General features: G+C 69.5%; 1 protein-coding gene. It reads left to right on the forward strand.

Annotated features, from left to right (window positions below; genetic code table 11):
• The first annotated feature begins 181 nt into the window (after positions 1-181).
• Positions 182-1843: an AMP-binding protein gene (locus G6026_RS12120; protein WP_182613327.1), complete on the forward strand. Its 1662-nt coding sequence runs from the start codon at positions 182-184 to the stop codon at positions 1841-1843.
• Positions 1844-1901: the final 58 nt, after the last annotated feature.

Genomic DNA, 1901 nt, shown 5'->3' on the forward strand with positions numbered 1-1901 from the left:
CCTCCGGTTCGGCGACGAACCCGCCACGGAGCCGGAGGAGGTCGCGGTCACGCGGATCAGTACCGGTGCCGCGTTCGACTTCGGACCCACCCGCACGCCGCTGCCCATCACCCCGGTCTGACACAGGCCACTCGCTACCCACCCACCCGACACCCGTCACCCCAGTCACGGAGGACACCACATGGCACACAACCTGGCCGACCTCTTCGAGCACGCCGTGGACGCCTTTGGCGCGGACCGCCTGGCGGTGGTGGAGGACGAACGTCGGCTCACCTACGCGGACCTGGAGGCCGAGGCCAACCGGTGGGCCTCGGCACTGTCCTCCCTGGGTGTCGGTGCCGGCGACCACGTCGGTGTGCATCTGCGCAACGGGGTGGACTGCCTGGCCCTGATCATCGGGGTGCTCAAGTTGCGGGCGGTGACCATCAGCATCAACTACCGCTACTCGGGAGCGGAACTGCGCTACCTCTACGACTACTCGGACACCAGCGTGTTGGTCTTCCACCGTGAATTCGGTGGTGCGGTGACCGAGGCCGTCAGCGGTCTCGACTCCGTCCGGCACACGATCGTGGTGGAGGACGGCTCGACCGTCGACACGCTCCCGGACGGCGCCCTGGACGCGCGGGAGATCCTGGACGCGGCGTCGACGGAGCGCCCGCGGCTCGAGCGCAGCGGCGACGACCTCTACCTGGTGTTCACCGGCGGAACCACCGGAAAGCCCAAGGGCGTGATGTGGCGTCAGGAGGACCTCTGGCGCAGCCTCGGCGGCGGTGCGGACTACCACACGGGTGAGCCGGTGCCCGACGAGTACCACCAGTCCCGGTCCGGCCTCGGCGGCGATCCCCTGCGCTACCTGATCCTGCTCCCGCTCATCCACACCTCGGGCATCATGCCCAGCTTCACCGGACTGTTCGCCGGCGGCACCATGCACTATCTCCCGCACTTCCGGGCGGCGGACGCCCTGGAGGAGATCGAGAGCGAGAAGATCCAGGTCGCCGTGGTGGCGGGGGACGCGATGGTCCGGCCGATCGTGGACCAGATGCGTCGGACCGACCCCGACACCTCGAGCATGTTCATGGTCTCCTCGGGCGCCGCCCTGTTCTCCCCGTCGGTCAAGGCGGACCTGCTCGAGCTCCGCCCCGATCTGATGATCATGGACGCGTTCGGGTCGTCCGAGGGCGGTTTCGGCGGTCTGGGCGTGGTCACCAAGGCGAACCTCGACGACGGATCGCTGTTCGCCGATCACGGTCCGCGGATCCCCAGGGGGACCACCCTGCAGCTCGTCGACGATTTCGACGAGCCGCTCCCGGACGACTCGACGGAGATCGGCTGGATCGTCAAGAGCGGCTATCAGCCCGCCGGGTACTACAAGGACGAGGCCAAGACCGCCGAGACCTTCCGGGAGATCGCGGGCACCCGTCGGGTGTTCACCGGCGACCGCGGACGCTATGACGGCCCGGAGACGATCATCATGCTCGGTCGGGCGAGTCAGGTGATCAACTCGGGCGGCGAGAAGATCTTCGCCGAGGAGGTCGAGGCCGCGCTCAAGGCGGTGGACGGGATCGAGGACGCGGTGGCGTTCGGCATCCCGGACGAGCGGTTCGGACACCGCGTGGGCGCGGTGATCCAGTGGTCGGACACCGCTGATGCCGGAGATCTCGAGTCCGTCGGGCAGGCGCTGCGCGAGCACCTCGCCGGCTTCAAGATCCCCGCGGCGTACTGGGTGGTCGACCGCGTCGAGCGCCACCCCAGCAGCAAGACCGACTACGGATGGGCGCGGCGACTGGTGGCCGAGCGCGCCCCCGACCACGACCGGCGTACGGACGCCGTCGGCTCGGCGTGACCGGGCTGCGGCTGGACGGCCGGTCCTTCGCGGTCACCGGGTCCTCCCGCGGGATCGG

The organism is Dietzia sp. DQ11-38-2 (assembly GCF_014145055.1).
Classification (GTDB): Bacteria; Actinomycetota; Actinomycetes; order Mycobacteriales; family Mycobacteriaceae; genus Dietzia.